The organism is Catenibacterium sp. AM22-6LB (assembly GCF_003435615.1).
In the GTDB taxonomy this organism is placed as follows: Bacteria; Bacillota_I; Bacilli_A; order Erysipelotrichales; family Coprobacillaceae; genus Catenibacterium; species Catenibacterium mitsuoka_A.
On record NZ_QTUM01000104.1, the window covers coordinates 1 to 2,158 of the forward strand.

General features: G+C 33.3%; 2 protein-coding genes. Both read left to right on the forward strand.

The window, feature by feature from the left end; all coding sequences use genetic code 11:
* The coding region (locus tag DW269_RS12355; protein ID WP_006506800.1) for a helix-turn-helix domain-containing protein at window positions 1-366 on the forward strand (366 nt) is incomplete at its 5' end.
* A gap of 11 nt (window positions 367-377) precedes the next feature.
* Window positions 378-1,247 carry an IS3 family transposase gene (locus DW269_RS12360; RefSeq protein WP_233503300.1) on the forward strand — a complete coding sequence of 290 codons (870 nt, stop codon included), beginning with the start codon at window positions 378-380 and terminating at the stop codon, window positions 1,245-1,247.
* The last annotated feature ends 911 nt before the right edge of the window (window positions 1,248-2,158 follow it).

Sequence of the window (2,158 nt, forward strand, 5' to 3'; positions counted from 1 at the left end):
ACAAAAGAAGAAAGAATAGAGATAGTAAAGTACTGCATGGAACACAATCTTGATTATTCAGGAACATGCAAAGTATTTGATGTGACATATTCAAACGTATTTAACTGGGTCAGAAAGTACAGAGAAAAAGGTGAAGAAGGCTTATCAGACAGACGTGGACGCCGTAAAAAGGATGAGGAGCTAGATGAACTTGGCCTTCTAAAGAAACAGCTGAGAGAAAAGGAACGTGAGCTTGAGAGAGCTCATCTGGAGATAAGACTGTTAAAAAAAGTGGAGGAGATAGAAAGGAGAGGATATGCAGAACAAGCAGATTCGAGAATGAATATCAGTCAATCAAGGAAATCAAGGAAGAAGACAAAGAGGTAAGCCTATCAGCTATGCTTGAGATATTAGGTGTAAAGAGGGCGAATTATTATAAATGGCTTAGACGCAATAAGAGCGAAAGAGATCTTGAAAATGAGGAACTGGCAGACTTTATAAGAAAGTATGATGTGAAATTCAAACATACGCATGGCTACAGAATGATGGCAAATAGAATAAACAGAGATGAAAACAAGAACTATAATAACAAGCAGGTCTACAAGGTGATGAAAATACTTGGCATCAAGTCAATCATAAGACCAAAAAGAAGAAGCTGTACAGTCAGAAAAAGCAATAATACAGCCAAGAATAATCTTAAAAGAGACTTTAATGCATCAAGACCTAATGAAAAATGGGTAACAGATGTCACTGAGTTCAAATATGGAAAGAATAATGAAAATAAGCTATATCTAAGCCTGATACTAGATCTTTATGACAGATATCCAGTAGGATATGAAATAAATGACCGTAACGATAATAGACTTGTCTTCAATACATTCAGATCAGCTGTAGAAGCTAATCCAGGAGCACATCCGTTATTTCATAGTGATGGAGGTTTCCAGTATACGAGTCCTGTCTTTGTGCGTATGCTTAAGGATAATGGCATGGAACAGAGCATGTCCAGAGTTCACTGCTGCATTGATAATGGACCAATGGAAGGATTCTGGGGAATACTTAAATGTGAGATATATCATTATGGCAAGAAATATGAAACGAGAGAGGAATTAGAAGAAGCAATAAAAGAATGGATAAGATATTACAGTCATGAAAGATATCAACGAAGATTTGGTGTGAGAACACCTTATGAAGTAAGAAGTGAAGCATTGTGCAATGAGAATCCAGTTCAGTATCCAATACCTGAGAATAAGGCGACACATTATGCATAAAAATATGCCTGCCACTACGTGGCAGGCATAGGTACATGTTTTTAATTATTTCACCTGTCTACTTGACAGGGGCGGTTCAAACTAAATCGTATTTTTGTTTTAAATATATTCTTTATACTTTGTATCATAGTTTTCTCTAGCCTCCTTTTTTGTCGTAATCTTTTTTGTTTCCAATAACCTTACGCATTTTGTAATAGCTCAGTCCTAAAAACATTATAAGTCCCCGATTCATTGAGAATATCTCTATTATTATAATGGAACTCACTTTTGTTATTCGGTTTTACCAAACGTTTAGTTTTAAGAACGAACCACCCATTTTACAACTTTTTTCATAAAAAAATATCTTACAATACTTTCTGATATTCAATAAGTTTAATAAAACATTACAAAAGAAAGTGAACATGTAAAACAAAAGCATTATACAACGAAAAAACTATAATTAGTAGACTTTATCAATATTTTATTATTTATTTTATTATTTATTTTATAACTTTTATATGTTGAAATAACAGTGATGCTACTTTTGGCGATACTATTCATATGAACTTTGAAATACTATTATTTCACCTAGTTTCGATATCATCATTTTTATACCAAACAACAAAGAAATTACTGAACATATATGCAATAATCATTTCCAAATATATAAATATCATTGTCCGGATTGCACGAAAACTTATAATAGACTCATTGTAAACACACACTAAAATTTCAAATATCCTGTTGAATCTTTTTTGCGAATTTCGTGCACAGTACTCCTTTCTAGAGTGGGGGAAACATCTTACCTTTCTGCTTCACGTAGTGAATTAGCCTCCATGATTTTGATTGATCATACAAAAAACTACATAGTAAGAATAAAATGGACCCTGTAAAAAGGACACGATAAAAAAAGGATATTTATTTCGTGACCC